At 52.4% G+C, this 16,440-nt stretch carries 14 protein-coding genes and 3 tRNA genes; 8 read left to right on the top strand and 9 right to left on the bottom strand.

Annotation, left to right across the window (positions count from 1 at the left end; genetic code table 11):
• Window positions 1-627: 627 nt before the first annotated feature.
• Entirely contained in the window at window positions 628-1,176 is a 549-nt protein-coding gene (gene syd / locus OI69_RS11815; RefSeq protein WP_039350519.1) for a SecY-interacting protein, read from the bottom strand.
• A gap of 69 nt (window positions 1,177-1,245) precedes the next feature.
• Between syd and queF the strand changes: the two genes are divergently transcribed.
• The 3 genes from queF (at window position 1,246) to xni (ending at window position 4,667) form a co-directional block, all read left to right on the top strand.
• The gene (queF, locus tag OI69_RS11810) at window positions 1,246-2,094 is read left to right on the top strand and encodes an NADPH-dependent 7-cyano-7-deazaguanine reductase QueF (protein ID WP_039350517.1); all 849 of its coding nucleotides are present in this window, start codon (window positions 1,246-1,248) and stop codon (window positions 2,092-2,094) included.
• A gap of 349 nt (window positions 2,095-2,443) precedes the next feature.
• Window positions 2,444-3,808, top strand: coding sequence for a nucleotide 5'-monophosphate nucleosidase PpnN (gene ppnN, locus OI69_RS11805; protein ID WP_039350812.1), 1,365 nt, complete (start codon window positions 2,444-2,446; stop codon window positions 3,806-3,808).
• A 76-nt stretch (window positions 3,809-3,884) separates the two neighbouring features.
• Complete coding sequence (gene xni / locus OI69_RS11800) at window positions 3,885-4,667, top strand: flap endonuclease Xni (protein WP_039350515.1); 783 nt, start codon at window positions 3,885-3,887, stop codon at window positions 4,665-4,667.
• 56 nt (window positions 4,668-4,723) lie between these two features.
• Here the strand turns inward: xni and rlmM are convergent, their stop codons facing one another.
• The 4 genes from rlmM to OI69_RS11780 form a co-directional block, all read right to left on the bottom strand.
• Window positions 4,724-5,824 (bottom strand): 23S rRNA (cytidine(2498)-2'-O)-methyltransferase RlmM, encoded by a 1,101-nt coding sequence (rlmM, locus tag OI69_RS11795; RefSeq protein ID WP_039350513.1) that lies wholly within the window; start codon window positions 5,822-5,824, stop codon window positions 4,724-4,726.
• On the bottom strand, window positions 5,817-6,212 hold the full coding sequence (locus OI69_RS11790) for a DUF423 domain-containing protein (protein WP_039350510.1): 396 nt from the start codon (window positions 6,210-6,212) through the stop codon (window positions 5,817-5,819). The genes rlmM and OI69_RS11790 overlap by 8 nt, the downstream gene beginning before the upstream one ends.
• Window positions 6,213-6,348: 136 nt before the next feature.
• Window positions 6,349-7,272, bottom strand: coding sequence for a transcriptional regulator GcvA (locus tag OI69_RS11785; protein ID WP_010296350.1), 924 nt, complete (start codon window positions 7,270-7,272; stop codon window positions 6,349-6,351).
• A gap of 536 nt (window positions 7,273-7,808) precedes the next feature.
• On the bottom strand, window positions 7,809-8,030 hold the full coding sequence (locus OI69_RS11780) for a YgdI/YgdR family lipoprotein (protein WP_039350507.1): 222 nt from the start codon (window positions 8,028-8,030) through the stop codon (window positions 7,809-7,811).
• A gap of 183 nt (window positions 8,031-8,213) precedes the next feature.
• Here OI69_RS11780 and csdA point away from each other — a divergent pair, with 183 nt between their 5' ends.
• Window positions 8,214-9,419, top strand: coding sequence for a cysteine desulfurase CsdA (gene csdA, locus OI69_RS11775; RefSeq protein ID WP_039350504.1), 1,206 nt, complete (start codon window positions 8,214-8,216; stop codon window positions 9,417-9,419).
• Between the two features lie 36 nt (window positions 9,420-9,455).
• Window positions 9,456-9,911: a cysteine desulfurase sulfur acceptor subunit CsdE gene (csdE, locus tag OI69_RS11770; protein WP_039350500.1), complete on the top strand. Its 456-nt coding sequence runs from the start codon at window positions 9,456-9,458 to the stop codon at window positions 9,909-9,911.
• Window positions 9,912-9,946: 35 nt separating this feature from the next.
• Here the strand turns inward: csdE and tcdA are convergent, their stop codons facing one another.
• The 3 genes from tcdA to mltA form a co-directional block, all read right to left on the bottom strand.
• Entirely contained in the window at window positions 9,947-10,759 is an 813-nt protein-coding gene (tcdA, locus tag OI69_RS11765) for a tRNA cyclic N6-threonylcarbamoyladenosine(37) synthase TcdA (RefSeq protein WP_039350497.1), read from the bottom strand.
• Between the two features lie 62 nt (window positions 10,760-10,821).
• Complete coding sequence (locus OI69_RS11760; protein WP_039350494.1) at window positions 10,822-13,080, bottom strand: molybdopterin-dependent oxidoreductase; 2,259 nt, start codon at window positions 13,078-13,080, stop codon at window positions 10,822-10,824.
• 24 nt (window positions 13,081-13,104) lie between these two features.
• Window positions 13,105-14,232, bottom strand: coding sequence for a murein transglycosylase A (mltA, locus tag OI69_RS11755; protein ID WP_039350493.1), 1,128 nt, complete (start codon window positions 14,230-14,232; stop codon window positions 13,105-13,107).
• A 270-nt stretch (window positions 14,233-14,502) separates the two neighbouring features.
• Here mltA and OI69_RS11750 point away from each other — a divergent pair.
• The 3 genes from OI69_RS11750 (at window position 14,503) to OI69_RS11740 (ending at window position 14,828) form a co-directional block, all read left to right on the top strand.
• Window positions 14,503-14,579 (top strand) — tRNA-Met (locus tag OI69_RS11750).
• A gap of 48 nt (window positions 14,580-14,627) precedes the next feature.
• Window positions 14,628-14,704: transfer RNA gene (locus tag OI69_RS11745), tRNA-Met, on the top strand.
• Window positions 14,705-14,751: 47 nt separating this feature from the next.
• A tRNA-Met gene (locus OI69_RS11740) sits at window positions 14,752-14,828 on the top strand.
• 169 nt (window positions 14,829-14,997) lie between these two features.
• On the opposite strand, the gene amiC is transcribed toward OI69_RS11740, so the two are convergent.
• Window positions 14,998-16,248 carry an N-acetylmuramoyl-L-alanine amidase AmiC gene (gene amiC / locus OI69_RS11735; RefSeq protein ID WP_039350810.1) on the bottom strand — a complete coding sequence of 417 codons (1,251 nt, stop codon included), beginning with the start codon at window positions 16,246-16,248 and terminating at the stop codon, window positions 14,998-15,000.
• Window positions 16,249-16,440: the final 192 nt, after the last annotated feature.

The raw sequence follows: 16,440 nt of genomic DNA, 5'->3' as shown, positions 1-16,440 counted from the left end.
TGCAGTCAAAAAATTGGGGGTACTGATTTCTCAGTACCCCCGGTTCGTTTTATAGCTATCCCGCTACACATTTGCATCCCTGCTCATCCGTGAAAACTTTTCCTTTTTGGTCTCCCTGACCCACAATCCTTGCTGGCGTCCCACTTTCTTCCTGACGTTCCCATCCTGTCTCTTCCGTGATCCAATCCCTTTAGGCTCCTGCCCCACCGACATTCCTAATCGGCTCTCGATCTCCTTCCTGGAGGTGTCCCTGATTTCATCCTGAAATCGTGTTTCTTCCTGAAACTCCAGTTTCTTCCTAAAACAGTGTTTATCCCAAAACACCGCCTCTTCCTGAACATAATACGAGCACAGCAATGTTATTTTGTTACCGATAGTTACCGTCACACACACTGTAACCGGTTACTAATTTAAGTAATAAGATGTATTAATTGTCAGCTTTCGGCAAGGGGTAAGTGGCAATGTTTCTCACACTACCTTAAGTAATATTGCGAATCCTCACCATAATTAGCTAATTAATAATGAAAAAATAAAAATGAAACCTAATTTTAAGATTAAAGATAAGATATTTCTTACAGAAAATGTAAGAGATCTCTTACAGCACCGAAAGTGAAATTCGATTAATCATTAGATCGCCTGCGGGCTGAGGTCAGAAAGAAACGCTACCAGCGTCGGCGCTAAGGTTTGGCGTTTTTTTGTGCCGAATTCTTCCAGAATGATCTCCCCGGAAACATTACACAACGACACCATTGTCATCTCAGAATCGGTGGTTGCTAAAAACAACGTCGGCGTGAGCTTAAGGCGTTTCTGCGTTAGCAAATGGCCAATCAGATTTTCCTGCATACGGGTAAAGTCTTCTTCGCTCCACACTTGCAGCAGTTGGCAAGATAGCGAATCGAACTGTGCCGCCATATCCCCGGCATATTGTGCAGTGTAGAAAGCGTGAATATCAGGGTGCAGGCTGATTTCCAGCGCACGTTCCACGCCATCCAACGCGGCTGAAGGGGCAAAAGGCTGTGGCGACCAGTAAACCGTCTCCCCCTGATTTTCGACAATACACGGGGAAGGAATGCCGTAAAGTGCTGCACTGGCCGGCAAATGCCCTTTCTCCTGCTGCCAACAGGCAACATAGCGCTGGGTAAATGCCGCCAGCGCTGAAACGACCACATGATCCATAATTTTTCTCATCACTCTTTAGTCAGGTTACACTATTCGCCATCACGCTTCTCACATCAAGGTAACAGCATGTCCGTTTATGACAAGCATCAAGCCCTAAGCGGGCTGACGCTCGGCAAACCCACGCCCTATCACGACCATTATGATGCCGCACTTCTGCAACCAGTGCCACGTAGCCTGAACCGCGATCCACTCGGTATTTATCCTGATAATCTGCCTTTTCATGGCGCAGATATCTGGACGCTCTACGAACTGTCCTGGCTAAACAGCCGCGGCCTCCCTCAGGTAGCGGTGGGTGAAATGCATCTCAATGCGGAAAGCCTGAACCTGATTGAATCGAAAAGTTTTAAACTGTATCTGAACAGCTTTAATCAGACGATATTCGACAGTTGGGAAAGCGTACGTGCAACGTTAGCTAACGATCTGGCGCAGTGCGCGCAGGGTGACGTCAGTGTCACGCTTTTCAAACTCAGCGAGCTTGAAGGGCAGCCACTCGCCGGGTTTACAGGCGAATGCATCGACGAACAAGACCTACAAATCGACAGCTATGATTTCAACGCCGACTATCTGGCGACAAATGAGCAGGACACGCCTGTCGTTGAAGAAACGCTGGTCAGCCACCTGCTGAAATCCAACTGTTTGATCACCCATCAACCCGACTGGGGCTCCGTACAGATTCACTATCGCGGCAAGCGCATCAACCGTGAAGCGCTGCTGCGCTACATTGTTTCGTTTCGTCATCATAACGAATTTCACGAACAGTGTGTGGAACGAATTTTTAACGACATCATGCATTACTACCAACCGGAAACACTCAGCGTGTATGCCCGCTACACTCGACGTGGCGGGCTGGACATCAACCCGTGGCGCAGCAACGCCCCGTTTAACGCCCCGACTGGACGCCTGCCGCGCCAGTAAGCGGTCGATAAGCCACAGGCTTACCCGGCAAGATACCCCGCCAACGCATATGCAACGTGAAGTTGCACGGAGATATGCGTAGCGTCACGCAAGTTAGGAGACAGACTGCCGTCAACATTGGAAAAAATGGTGGCGGCGCGCTAAGGTGGTATGCCAGACAACAAAAGATCCATAACGTCTGAACGGGATGCTCAAGCCGGTTTCATACGGCATTTAACGCACGAGCATGCCGTGTAGCGGTTTAAATGAATGCTATTCGTGCCATGTTGCTGAAACGTCTGTTACAACGGAGCGTATACTCGGCAGCCAACGTGACATCGCGAATTATATTGCGTTTCAAGGAGCAAAATTGATTACACATATCAGCCCATTGGGATCGATGGATTTGTTATCGCAGTTGGAAGTCGATATGCTGAAAAGCACGGCCAGCAGCGATCTCTACCGTTTGTTCCGCAACTGTTCCCTCGCCGTACTGAACTCAGGTAGTCAGACAGATAACAGCAAAGAACTACTGTCCCGTTATGAAGATTTTGATATCAACGTGCTGCGTCGTGAACGTGGCGTCAAGCTGGAACTGGTGAACCCGCCGGAAGACGCTTTCGTTGACGGCAACATCATTCGCGCCCTACAGGCTAATCTGTTCGCTGTATTACGCGACATTCTGTTCGTCAATGGCCAAATCGCCAGCGCAGGTCGCTATCAGAACCTGAATCTGGAAAATTCCGCCCACATCACCAACCTGGTGTTCTCTATCCTGCGCAATGCCAAGGCGCTCCACGTTGGGGAAGAGCCGAATATGGTGGTCTGCTGGGGCGGCCACTCCATTAATGAAATTGAATATCAGTATGCCCGCAAAGTAGGTAGCCAGCTTGGCCTGCGTGAACTGAATATCTGTACGGGTTGCGGTCCGGGTGCGATGGAAGCGCCAATGAAAGGTGCCGCCGTCGGTCACGCGCAGCAACGTTATAAAGAGGGGCGTTTCATCGGTATGACCGAGCCGTCCATCATTGCCGCCGAACCACCAAATCCGCTGGTCAACGAACTGATCATCATGCCGGACATCGAAAAACGTCTGGAGGCTTTTGTACGTATCGGACACGGCATCATTATTTTCCCCGGCGGGGTCGGCACGGCGGAAGAGTTTCTCTATCTGCTCGGCATCATGATGAACCCAGAAAACAGCGAACAGGTGCTGCCGATTATCCTGACCGGGCCGGAAGAAAGTGCAGACTATTTCCGCGTGCTGGATGAATTCATTGTGGGCACCCTGGGTCGTCAGGCGCGTCGCTACTATTCGATCATCATTAACGACGCCGCAGAAGTCGCCCGTCAGATGAAAAAAGCGATGCCGCAGGTGAAAGAAAGCCGTCGCCACACGGGCGATGCTTACAGCTTTAACTGGTCACTGCGCATCGCACCGGATCTGCAACTGCCTTTTGAACCAACACATGAAAACATGGCCGATCTCAACCTGCATCCGAATCAACCGGCGGAAGAACTGGCTGCCGCGCTGCGCCGGGCATTCTCTGGCATTGTGGCCGGTAACGTGAAGGAAGTCGGCATTCAGGCCATTGAGCAACGTGGGCCGTACAAAATTCATGGCGACCCACAGATGATGAAAAGTATGGATACGCTGTTGCAGGGCTTCGTTGCCCAGCAACGTATGAAGCTCCCCGGCAGCGCCTATATTCCCTGCTACGAAATCTGCTCATAATCGACAGCGCTATCGACACCTACACGGGGAAGCGGGGCTTCCCCCCTTTCATGAATAGCACGATAGGAATGATGCGATGCCCGTTCATTTGCTGATTGTTGACGCGCTCAATCTGATACGTCGCATTCATGCGGTACAAGGTTCGCCCTGTATCATCGCATGCCAACATGCGCTGCATCAGCTCATACAACACAGCCAGCCTACGCACGCGGTGGCCGTCTTTGATGATGAAGATCGCGATACCAGTTGGCGTCACCAGATCCTGCCCGACTACAAGGCAGGGCGCACGCCCATGCCGGATAATCTGAAACAGGAACTTCCGCAGATTAAAGCGGCATTTGCCACGGCTGGCGTCGCAAGCTGGCATAGCCCCGGCAATGAAGCCGATGATCTGGCGGCCACATTAGCCACCAAGCTGTCATCCGCAGGCCATCAGGCCACGATTGTATCGACGGATAAAGGGTACTGCCAGCTACTGGCACCACACATTCAGATCAGAGATTACTTTCAGAAACGCTGGCTGGATCTGCCGTTTATCGAACAGGAATTTGGTGTTTCACCACAGCAGTTGACTGACTACTGGGGGCTGGCGGGCATTAGCAGCAGCAAGATCCCAGGCATCGCGGGGATCGGCCCCAAAAGCGCCGCACTGCTCTTGCAACAGGCCGGGAGTCTGGAGGCGCTGTACCAACAGCTAGATAGCGTACCGGAGAAGTGGCGCAAGAAGCTGGAACAACATAAAGACATGGCGCTGATCAGTCGTCAGGTAGCCACGCTGCGTACCGATTTAACGCTTAATGGCAATCTACAGCAGCTAAGGCTACCGATGCAGGATAGCGCTCAGCCGCATTCTCACTAGCAACACGAATCAATACGGATGCGTACCCGTTACTCCAGATACGCATCAGCACGGCGCTATCGCTCGTCGCGCCGCCCAGGCACCGCGCTCCAGAAACGACGAACATGCACGGTGATTTCTTCACGATCATGATACAAATGCTTAGCATGAACTTCGGCATTAATGCCATTTTCGCTCAGGCGTTCACGCAGCAGCGCCAGGTTCTGCGACACTTCCTCGTAGCGCTTCTTCATCGGTAACTTCAGATTGAAAATGGCTTCACGGCACCAGCCCTTCACCAGCCAGTCGCTCATTAAGCTCGCCACTTTCGCCGGTTTTTCCACCATATCGCATACCAGCCAGTACACGTTATTGCTCGGTGGCTCGAAACGGAAGCCATCGGCCTGATGGTGCATCACTTGCCCGGTGTCCATCAGACTCGGTGCCATTGGCCCGTTATCTACCGCATAAACCATCATGCTGCGTTTAACCAGTTGATACGTCCAACCGCCGGGGCAAGCGCCCAGATCCACCGCATACATCCCGCTGCTCAGGCGCTCATCCCACTCATCCGCTGGAACGAAAACGTGAAATGCTTCTTCAAGTTTCAGCGTCGAACGGCTTGGCGCATCGGCAGGGAATTTGAGTCTTGGAATACCCATATAGAACGGTGAATTGTTATTGCTATAGGAATACCCGACATAGCAGCAGCCGGGCGCAATAAACAGCACATGCAACACCGGACGGTCTGCTTTTTCATAGCTCAGCATAATCTTGTGTTCACGTAACGCTGCACGCAGCGGCACGGTGAATTTACGGCAGAACTTCATCAGTTCTTTACTTTCATTGGTGTCAGGAACTTCAACACGCAGTTCCCCTGCCCGTTCAATGGCACCGGACAACATACCAACAATCGGCGTGATACGGTCTTCCGGCGGCAGATCGCGCAGCAGTTCCCCGCTGACGAACATCTGGCGGGCGAAAATCAGTTCATGAAACGGCAGCGTTTTCACCAGACGATCGGCGTCTTCATGCTGATAGCATTCGAATACGACATAACCGCTATTTTCTTTGACCCGAGCAAAACCGAAGGCATTGTGCTGCGAGGCTTTTTCCGTTATTTCTGCCGCACACTCTTTCTCAAACCCAGGACGGCAATACAAAATGACTTTATTCATGGCGTTCAGCCTTTCTCTTCAGACGCAGTGCGCCAATCAATATTAATATCCACCCCACCAGAAAACAGGTTCCGCCAATTGGCGTCACATAAACCCACAGTTTCAGGTGAGAAAGCGCCAGACAGTACAAACTTCCGCTGAAGAGTACCGTGCCCAACGCCAGAAAAACGCTGCTCCAGTAAAACCACAGATTGGAGCGCTGTTGCATAGCAACCGCCAGCGCCAGAATCGCCAGCGTGTGAAAGGCCTGATATTCAAGGCCGGTATGCAACCAACCTAATTCCGTTGCGCCCAGCGTTTTGCTGAGAACATGGGAACCAAACGCGCCCAGCGCGACAAAAGTAAAGCCGCTGATAGCGGCAAATACCAACATAAAACGACTATTCATCGTTATTACCTATACGTTATTACCTATACACAAGGTTTCTGACAAAGGCCGCCGTTTGCGTTCGGCAAATAGGCCTGCCATCAATTTGATACGTCGTTATCTACGTGAATTATTCAGTCAGTTAACGATTGCCATTTCAGCGCGTACCGTTGTCGTAGCGAAAGCGAAATTTTTCCTGCTCGCTGGCAGCCCGCGCCAAAATCCAATGGCGAAAGGCGGCTATTTTACCCAGTTCTGCCTGACTGTCATGACATACCAGATAAAAAGCATTGCGGCTGACCAGCACATCGTTAAACGGACACACCAGCCGTCCGGCTTCAATTTCTGTCTGTGCCATCACATTATTCGCCAGCGCCACGCCCTGCCCGTGGATCGCGGCCTGCAACACCATCGCGCTGTGACTGAAAATCGGCCCCTGCTGTACGTTAATCTGCACGCCAAGTTGCCGCGTATAGGACAACCAGTCACGACGCGACGCATCGTGCAACAGCGTGTGTGCGACCAAATCGTCCGGCGTTTTTAACGGATGATTCCCCGTCAACAATACCGGCGAGCAAACCGGTAACAGATACTCGGCGTACAGTTTTTCCACCCGTAATCCTGGCCAGTTTCCACGACCATAGAAAATCGCCACATCCACATCATCCGCCAGACGATCTTCATCACGATCCACCGCCTGAATACGCACATCAATTCCCGGATAGTCGGAGTTAAAGCTCGACAAGCGCGGCACGAGCCAATGAATGGCAAAGCTGGGCAGCAGGCTAACCGTTAGCGCGCCTTTCGCGCTGCGCGATTGCAGTTTCCGAGTCGCCTCATTCAAAGATGAGAAGATTTCTTTGATATCAAGATAGTAACTTTGCCCTTCTTCCGTCAGGAGCAGAGAGCGATTACGACGGCGGAACAGTTTAAGCCCCAGAAAGTCTTCCAACGATTTAATCTGGTGGCTGACCGCAGCCTGTGTGACGAATAGCTCTTCGGCCGCTTTGGTAAAACTTAAATGGCGAGCCGCCGCATCAAAAACGCGCAATGCGTTGAGCGGAGGAAGACGTTTTGACATGAATGAAATCTTTTGGTTTAGGCTAAATCAGCGATTTATCAGGCACATTCGTACCCAATAGCGCTTAAGATGCAGAAAGGTGATAACGGGAAATCACCCCCAGTTGATTTGTAGCCTGCACGATCAAAATAATCGACAGCGACCAACCGCTCCACAACGAAAAGATGATGGGTACAACTATTAGTTTTTGTAATCCGAGACATTATAATTTGTCCGTTGAGGATGTACCAGTAAATACCTATATTAGCGCCACTTCCTGGGCCGGAACGAAAAGTGCGGAGGGGTAACCTGAGGTGCTTTTGGCTTGTGGTTGTGATGTTGTGTTTGCTATTTGTTTATCTGCCTTTTGCAGATGTGGTAGCGAGTCTACCCTATTCACTTCCTGCACATTTACCCTGTCTGTCTAAAGTAATTTTTTGTGTAGCACCGCAATTTGCGGTGCTTTTTTTTGTTTACGTTTCACACCTAAAAGCCACTATAGCCCGATAATATAAGGTTAATGCTGCTTAACAGGTAATGACAATGGACAAACAAGGTTATTTCCCTTTCGCCATTTCTTTCACATTATCACGATTAATTTGCTGTTGCTGACCGTAGGCATCGGTATAGCTGATCATCCCGGTCTCATCATCAACCTTCGGTTTCCCCTCAGCAATGATGGTACGCCCGTCGTTGGTATGCATGACGTAATTACTGGAACAGGCTGCCAGAGAAAATGCCATCACGATAGCGGCGAAAATAGAAATTTTACTCTTCATAATAAATCCTCAATGAATTTAAATGTTTTATAGTTAACTTTATTCATCAGGAAATCCTGAAAATTAACACTTTAAAGCGTAGCAATAGTTGTTTTTTTTTCCATAAAATCGCATTAGGCATAGTCCTAAACTTGTCTCTCTCGGCAAAATGGGACAGGATCTGCCCTCCAAAAGAGGATGCTCATGACACCGTTTAACCCCGCTACCTTTCGCCAACAGTTCCCCGCACTCCAGCATTCGGCGGTATATCTTGATAGCGCCGCGACCACGCTGAAGCCGCAATCTGTCATTGATGCGGTGCAACAGTTCTATGGCAGTGAAAGTGGTACGGTACATCGCAGCCAGCATCGCGGCGCACAGGCGCTAACCCAACGTTTTGAAAACACTCGCGAGCAAGTCGCTACATTACTTCACGCCAACGACCCGCGTGCAATTGTCTGGACCAGAGGCACAACGGAAGCGATCAATCTGGTCGCGCAGAGCTATGCTCGCCCTCGCCTTCAGCCAGGCGACGAGATCATCGTCAGCGAAGCAGAACATCACGCGAACCTTATTCCATGGCTGATGGTGGCACAGCAAACCGGCGCCCATGTGGTGAAGCTACCAATAGGCACGGATTGCTTACCCGATCTTGAGCAGCTCGCTACACTGATCACCGCTAAAACCCGTCTGCTGGCGCTGGGGCAAATGTCAAACGTGACCGGCGGCCAGCCCGATCTGGCACGCGCGATTACGCTGGCTCACCGCTATGGCGCGGTAGTGATGATTGACGGCGCACAGGGCATCGTTCACTGTCCACCCGATGTACAGGCGCTCGATATCGATTTCTACGCATTTTCCGGGCACAAACTTTATGCTCCCACCGGTATTGGCGTGCTGTACGGCAAAACCGCCTTGCTGGAAAGTATGATGCCGTGGCAAGGCGGCGGGAAAATGATGACGCAGGTTTCCTTTGACGGTTTCCTACCACAGGCGATTCCGCAGCGGTTTGAAGCGGGAACACCACACATTGCTGGCGTACTTGGCCTGTCTGCGGCGTTAGACTGGCTAAGCGCACAGGATTGGCACACCGCAGAACAACACAGCCAGCGGCTGGCGCACCTTGCCGAAACGCAGTTGGCGCATTTTCCCGGTTTTCGCAGCTTCCGTAGCCCGCATTCCAGCGTGCTGTCCTTTGATATTGCCAATATCCACCATAGCGATCTGGTGACGCTGTTAGCTGAAAGCGGCATCGCACTACGCGCCGGACATCACTGCGCACAACCGTTAATGGACGCGCTCGGCGTGAGCGGCACGCTACGCGCCTCATTTGCCCCGTATAATAACCAACAAGATGTTGCTGCATTGGTCGCCGCGCTGGGCAACGCCCTTGAATTACTGCTCGACTAAACGATGCTCGACCAAAATGATGACAGGCCACAAATCATGACCGAGATAACCGATACCGCCCACCCTTTTGGCCACAGTATTACCGTTGCCGATCTACTGGTACGTTTCGATACCTGCCGAGCCTGGGAAGATCGCTATCGACAGCTCATTTTGCTGGCAAAGGCGCTACCAGCCCTGCCCGAGATACTAAAAACCGAGGGTATTTCACTGTCCGGCTGCGAGAATCGCGTCTGGCTGGGCTATCAACGTCAGGAAGACGGCAGGCTGCACTTTTACGGCGACAGCGATGGGCGCATCGTACGCGGATTACTGGCGGTATTGCTCACCGCCGCTGAGGGAAAAACACCTGAAACGCTATTACAGCACGATCCGCTAGCGCTGTTTGACATGCTGGGGCTGCGCGTTCAACTCAGCGCATCGCGTTCTAGCGGGCTGGCGGCGCTGGCCGCCAGAATCAAGGAGATTGCCGAACAAGAAGCGGCGAAAAAATAGCGGCGCTCGGCTATTTCTATGCCGCAGACTGTTTGTTACGTCGTAGACGCTCTTCCCCTTTTCGCCATCATTTTCTTCAGCGCATGGGATACCGCAACAAACCCGAAAGTGGCGGTGACCATCGTCGCCGCGCCAAAGCCTGACGCACAATCCATCCGCATGACGCCCTCTGCCGTGCTGCGCGACGCGCAAACGGAACCGTCAGGCTGCGGATAAACCAGCGGTTCGCTGGAAAACACACAGTCGATACCCAGCTTTCCTTTGCTGTTCTTCACCACGTTAAAATCGTGCTTCAGCCGTTCACGCAGCTTGGCGGCGAGCGGATCCTGAATTGTTTTCGCCAGATCGACCACCTCGATTCGAGTCGGATCGATCTGCCCCCCCGCACCGCCAGTGGTCACCACCGGGATCTTATAGCGACGGCAGTAAGAAAGCAGTGCCGCCTTCGGGCGTACGCTGTCGATGGCGTCGATCACATAGCTGAAATTTTGGTTGAGCAGCTCAGCCACATTTTCCGCGCTGATGAAATCATCCACACAGGTAACATTACATTCCGGGTTGATCGCCAGAATACGTTCGGCCATCACTTCCGTTTTAGACTGTCCGGTGTGCTGACGCAACGCATGAATCTGTCGGTTAGTATTACTGACGCACACATCATCCATGTCGATCAGCGTGATCGCGCCGATGCCAGTACGCGCCAGCGCCTCAGCCGCCCAGGATCCAACGCCGCCAATACCAATCACGCAAACGTGAGCCTGAGAAAACAGCGCCAGCGCCTGTTGACCATATAACCGCGCAGTGCCGCCGAAGCGTTGCAAATAGGCTTCGGATAATTGCGTACTCATTCAACCAACCTTACAAAATCACAGAAAAATAAAACAGCGAGAAAAACCGGCTCAGAATAGCGCTAAACCCGTACGACATCCACCAGACAGCTCATGGCATTCGGCCCCTGCGTCAGCGGCGACGTGCCAATATCCAACGTCAGTACGTTCGCATTACCTGATTGCTCAATCGGGTGCCACGTTTTCTGACCAAACCCAGGCTCAAACCAGGCACCAGTAGACATAATCACCACGCCCGGCGTAACGCCATCGGTAATCTGTACGCCAGCCAGAATGCGACCACGCGCATTTCTGACTTCCACCTGCGAACGATCGATAATATCCCGTTTGGCGGCATCCTGCGGGTGCATGTACAGCGTCTCTTTTCCTGCGGTTTTATTCGCGGCAACCTGCGGCGTAACAGCCAGTTGGCTGTGCAAACGGTCAGAGGGCTGAATAGATATAAAGTGCAGCGGCCACTCTTGCGTGCTTTCGGCACCCAGCCATTCGACGGGAGGCCGCCATTCAGGGTGCGGCGCAAAATCAGCATAGCCATAGCTGGCGATGGCAGAGCTAAACAGTTCAATTTTACCGCTTGGCGTACTCAGCGCATGCTGCTGCGGGTCGCGGCGGAAGTCTTCAAAGAACACAAATGGCTTTTCATCCATCGGAATTTCTACATGCCCCTGCTGCCAGAACGCCTCAAATGACGGCCAACTGTCAGCGGCATCCCGCTGCCGTGCGCGGCATTCGTTATAAAGATGTTCCAGCCACTGCTGCTCACTGCGGTGTTGCGTAAACGCGTCGCCATAACCCAGTCGTTCCGCAAGTTCATTGAAAATATCCACGTCATTACGCGCCTGATGCCGCGGCGCAATCGCCTGATGCATGGCAAAAATAAAGCGATCGCGGGACGATCCGCCGATATCATTACGCTCCAACGTGGTGGTGACGGGCAGCACGATGTCAGCCATCTGCGCCGCTGGCGTCCAGACGATATCTTGCACAATTACCGTATCCGGCTTACGCCAACCGTCCACCAGACGGTTCAACTGCTGGTGATGGTGGAACGGATTCCCCCCCGCCCAGTGAATCAGATGAATATCAGGGTAAGTATGGGTTTCGCCCTGAAAAGTATACGGCGTTCCCGGATGCAACAGCATGTCGGCGATACGCGCCACGGGGATCGACTGACCAGCGTTAGGAGTCGAAGGTGAAGCCGGTGCAGGCGTTGAGATGCGTTCGTTACCCACGCTATTCATTGAGCCGTGGCCGAAGGAGAAGCCGCCTCCCGGTAACCCAACCTGTCCCAGCATTGAAGATAGCGCGATCATCATCCAGTAAGGCTGCTCGCCACGGTGCGCACGCTGTACGGAATAAGAACAGGTAATAAAGCTGCGCACGCCAATCAGTTGCTGCGCCAGACGCCGAATGCGCTCGGTGGGAATACCGGTGATATCGCTGGCCCATTCCGGCGTTTTCGCCACGCCATCGCCGCGACCGTGCAAATAATCCGTTAACTGCTCATAACCGACACAATAGCGTTGCAGAAAATCTTTATCATCAGCGCCCAGACGCTGAATTTCATAGCCCAGCGCCAGCATCAGGGCGACATCGGTATTCGGACGAATAGGAATCCACTCGGCATTGACAAACTCAGGGCAATCATCGCGCATCGGGCTGATGTTAATGACAGGAATCCCTTTTGCCACCAGCGTTTCCAACGCGGGCTTCAGCGTATGATGCCCGGCACCGCCGGAAGCAACCTGGGCGTTCTTTAGCGCCAGACCGCCAAACGCGAGGAAAATATCACAGTGCTCGGCGACGCTACGCCATTCTGTCACCTTGCCTGTCAGCGGATGGAAGGTGCCAATCACGTACGGCAGGAAGAACTGCGCCGCGCCCCAACTGTAATTCCCCTGCTGATCGACCGCACCACCGCCGGAGAAATAGAAGCGTCGTACCTGCGAACGCGCATGGTGATAGCGTCCGGCAGAGGACCAGCCGTAAGAACCGGCAAACATGCCGTCAGCACCATAGCGATCGCGGATGCGACGATTTTCCTGCGCGACCAGATCGAGCGCGACGTCCCAATCCACCTCAACAAAATCCTCACGACCACGTAGCGTTCTGTCGCTGTTCTCTCGTTTCTGAAGCCAGGAACGACGCACCGAAGGGCGACGGATACGCCGTTCGGAATACACCAGCGGCACAATGGAATCCAGCATGGCGGAAGGTGCCGGATCGTCGGCAAATGGCTCACAGCGAATCAGCTTGCCGTCTTCAACCACAGCAGTAAACGCGCCCCAATGCGCAAGATGTGGATAACGTTTAATCGCCATGACAACCTCAGAGAAGAATAAATGTTATTGATAATTAACCAGCAGTGAAGAACCCTCATTCGCCATACTGCTTTGCGCGTTCTTCAAAACCCAGACACGACCATAGTGGTTATAAAAACCTGCCGAGTGCCCCGCATCCGGCCCAATACCCTGATACATATCGAAGTGTTGGCCTTTAATCGCACCACCCACATCCAGCGCAATCATCAGGCGCATTTCATATTTTCCGGTGAATTTGCCCACGTTATCCAGCAGCGGCACTTCCATTAGCAGAGCCGTGCCTGCCGGAATCAGAGAACGGTCAGATGCCACGGAGGCTTTCGCCACTAATGGTACGGCGCTGGCCCCTTTCACCGGCGCAGACATCATCGGTTTAAAGAACACAAACGAGGGGTTCTGCTCAAACAGTTCGCGCACTTCATACTCGGTGTGCTGCTCCGCCCACTTGCGGATTGCCTGCATAGACATCTCTTCACGCGGAACTTCACCCCGATCGATCAGCACTTTACCAATACTGCGGTAGGCATGGCCGTTTTTACCTGCATAACCGAAGAACGTCAGAGGACGCCCATCGCCAAAATCAATATAGGCGCTGCCCTGCACTTCCATCATGAAGTTATCGACCAGCGAATTGGTCCAGGCAAGAACCAGTCGGTCATCCAGCGCCCCAGCATAAATTCCGGCACGATCCGGTAGCCGACTACTCTTTTTGCCCTTTGACGGCATAGCATATAAAGGATGACGGAATTCCCCCTGGCGGGTATGGCGCGCCTGCAATACTGGCGTGTAATAGCCAGTGAACTGCACGTTACCAAAATTATCGACGCCTTCCATCTGCCAGGCGTTCAGGCCAAACTTGCTCAGTTCGCGGGTATCCGCCCCTGACATCATCCAGTTTTCAATCGCCTGAAAGGTCGTGTTATTACGCATGTACAGATTAGGGGAAGCCGAGCGTATTTCAGAAACCTGAGTGATAAAATCCCGCGCGTTGACCGGTTTTCCTTTGGCATTCGGCTCATTCACCAATTCCAGAGGCTGGTTGAGGTGCCCATCTTTATATTGTTGCCCGCGATCGGTTGGCCTGGATTGACACCCCGCCAGAATGGCAATGACCACTGCGGTCAGCACATATTTTCCCCACCGTCCCTTCATTTTGCGCTCGCTTGTTACATCAAAAAATTTACCGTCGAACGATAACAAACAGCCATCGAGAAAGGAATGGGAGCGCGTATAAATCCACGGGGTAAGGCGTGCTGTGTGGCCACGCGCTATCGTAAAAATCAGGTTTTAGGGCCATCACTATATTACGGTCATAAAACGACCCATCAGGCGGTAAATCAATCACCTGGCAACCAAACTCTACGCTTTTTATAGAAATAGGTTGCATCAATGCTCACGGAGTGTATAGTGCGCATCCACGGACGCGGGGTGGAGCAGCCTGGTAGCTCGTCGGGCTCATAACCCGAAGGTCGTCGGTTCAAATCCGGCCCCCGCAACCAATTGATGTGAGTCGTCCATCAAAGTAAGTGAAAGTAAGTCAGTACGGACGCGGGGTGGAGCAGCCTGGTAGCTCGTCGGGCTCATAACCCGAAGGTCGTCGGTTCGAATCCGGCCCCCGCAACCAATTGATGTGAGTCGTCCATCAAAAAAAGTAAAAACAAGTCATACGTACGCGGGATGGAGCAGCCTGGTAGCTCGTCGGGCTCATAACCCGAAGGTCGTCGGTTCAAATCCGGCTCCCGCAACCAACTAAGACGTTTTTCAATGAGAAACGACACGATAAAGCACCTTAACGGGTGCTTTTTGTTTTTCTGCGCATTATCTGTTGCCACGCACAGCACACCTCTCAGGAATATCCCCCAGAACCGCGCCGACGAAACGCCGCCCCAGAGTAATATCGATGATACCAACAGCCCGCTACCGTTCAGCCTGACTGGCAAAATAGGCCTGAATTCCCGCAAAAATGGATTCGGCAATCTGCTGCTGGAAATGGCCGGTGCGCAGCTTACGCTCCTCTTCCAAATTACTGATAAAGGCCGTCTCAACCAGAACAGAGGGGATATCCGGCGCTTTCAGTACTGCAAACCCCGCCTGATCGACGCTGTTTTTATGCAGCCGATTCACTTTACCCAATCGGGTGAGAATCTCTTTACCAAATGTCAGGCTATCGTTGATGGTCACCGTCTGCACCAGATCGAACATGGTGTGATCCAGATAGCGATCGCCGCTCATGCTCACGCCGCCGATCAAATCCGATTCGTTCTGGGTCTCTGCCAAAAATCTGGCGGCGGTACTGGTTGCTCCTTTCTTCGAGAGAGCAAAAACCGACGATCCTCTGGCCGATCGATTGGTAAACGCATCCGCATGAATGGAAATGAACAGATCGGCACGCTGCTTGCGCGCTTTCGCCACTCGCACCCGCAGCGGAATGAATACATCTTCATTACGCGTCATGTAGGCCTTCATGTTGGATTCATTATCGATCAGCGTGCGCAGGCGGCGGGCGATTTGCAGCACGATATCTTTCTCACGCGTTTTATTCTTGCCAATTGCACCGGGATCTTCACCGCCGTGACCGGGATCGAGCATAATAATCAATGGGCGATCCCGCCCTGCTTTTCCGGCTTTCGGCGCTTCTGCTGGCAGCGTACGTTCCAGTTCGCCTTTGTTGTAATCCTCCAGCAACGCCAACAGCGGATCGTCTTCGTTATCGTAGCGTCCCGCCGCAGGGTACAAATCCAGTACCAGCCGATGCTTGAATTCGGCCACCGGCCCCAGCGTAAAGACTTTCGTCGTCGCCTGTTGTTTCAGTTTCAGCTCCAGCACCAAACGCACCGTGCTTTTATCAAACTGGCCGATGCGCGCCTCTTTAATCAGCGGATCGTTATCCTGCTGAAACTGGCTGGCGATTTCTTTTAATACGTGATTCAGGTGAACATTTTCGATATCCACCACGATACGTTCAGGATTACTGAGGCTAAACTGTTTATATTTCAGTGGGTGATTGGATTCCAACGTGACGCGAGTATAGGCGGATGACGGCCAGACGCGCACGGCAATAACCTGTGTGGTCGCCGCCATCCCTACACCACTCACGCTTAGCAGCCAGGTTGCTGCCGCGCTTTGTAATAGACGCCGCCGAGTCAGATGATGATTCGAATGAGACATGCCGCTCCGATCTGATTGCTGTGCGTTATCCTGCATTGTCGTGTTGCCACGCGGCGGGATAGGCCATAAAAAATGAATAAAGGTAAAAATTGTCAAAAACTTTAACGAATCTGCCCCGCGCTGTCATGCAAAAATCAAGTTCAGGCCTGATAACTGGCGGATATCATAAATGTGAAGTATTAACCTCACTTC

It is taken from the genome of Pectobacterium fontis, from assembly GCF_000803215.1.
GTDB lineage: Bacteria > Pseudomonadota > Gammaproteobacteria > Enterobacterales > Enterobacteriaceae > Pectobacterium > Pectobacterium fontis.
The sequence above is the reverse complement of the archived record's forward strand: the minus strand, read 5'-3'. Positions and strand labels throughout refer to the sequence as shown.

Excerpts from the sequence above, each read along its gene's own strand:
- syd (WP_039350519.1), bottom strand. The coding sequence starts at position 1,176 with ATGGATCATGTGGTCGTTTCAGCGCTGGCGGCATTTACCCAGCGCTAT.
- queF (WP_039350517.1), top strand. The coding sequence starts at position 1,246 with ATGTCCGTTTATGACAAGCATCAAGCCCTAAGCGGGCTGACGCTCGGC.
- xni (WP_039350515.1), top strand. The coding sequence starts at position 3,885 with ATGCCCGTTCATTTGCTGATTGTTGACGCGCTCAATCTGATACGTCGC.
- rlmM (WP_039350513.1), bottom strand. The coding sequence starts at position 5,824 with ATGAATAAAGTCATTTTGTATTGCCGTCCTGGGTTTGAGAAAGAGTGT.
- OI69_RS11790 (WP_039350510.1), bottom strand. The coding sequence starts at position 6,212 with ATGAATAGTCGTTTTATGTTGGTATTTGCCGCTATCAGCGGCTTTACT.
- OI69_RS11785 (WP_010296350.1), bottom strand. The coding sequence starts at position 7,272 with ATGTCAAAACGTCTTCCTCCGCTCAACGCATTGCGCGTTTTTGATGCG.
- OI69_RS11780 (WP_039350507.1), bottom strand. The coding sequence starts at position 8,030 with ATGAAGAGTAAAATTTCTATTTTCGCCGCTATCGTGATGGCATTTTCT.
- csdA (WP_039350504.1), top strand. The coding sequence starts at position 8,214 with ATGACACCGTTTAACCCCGCTACCTTTCGCCAACAGTTCCCCGCACTC.
- csdE (WP_039350500.1), top strand. The coding sequence starts at position 9,456 with ATGACCGAGATAACCGATACCGCCCACCCTTTTGGCCACAGTATTACC.
- tcdA (WP_039350497.1), bottom strand. The coding sequence starts at position 10,759 with ATGAGTACGCAATTATCCGAAGCCTATTTGCAACGCTTCGGCGGCACT.
- OI69_RS11760 (WP_039350494.1), bottom strand. The coding sequence starts at position 13,080 with ATGGCGATTAAACGTTATCCACATCTTGCGCATTGGGGCGCGTTTACT.
- mltA (WP_039350493.1), bottom strand. The coding sequence starts at position 14,232 with ATGAAGGGACGGTGGGGAAAATATGTGCTGACCGCAGTGGTCATTGCC.
- amiC (WP_039350810.1), bottom strand. The coding sequence starts at position 16,248 with ATGTCTCATTCGAATCATCATCTGACTCGGCGGCGTCTATTACAAAGC.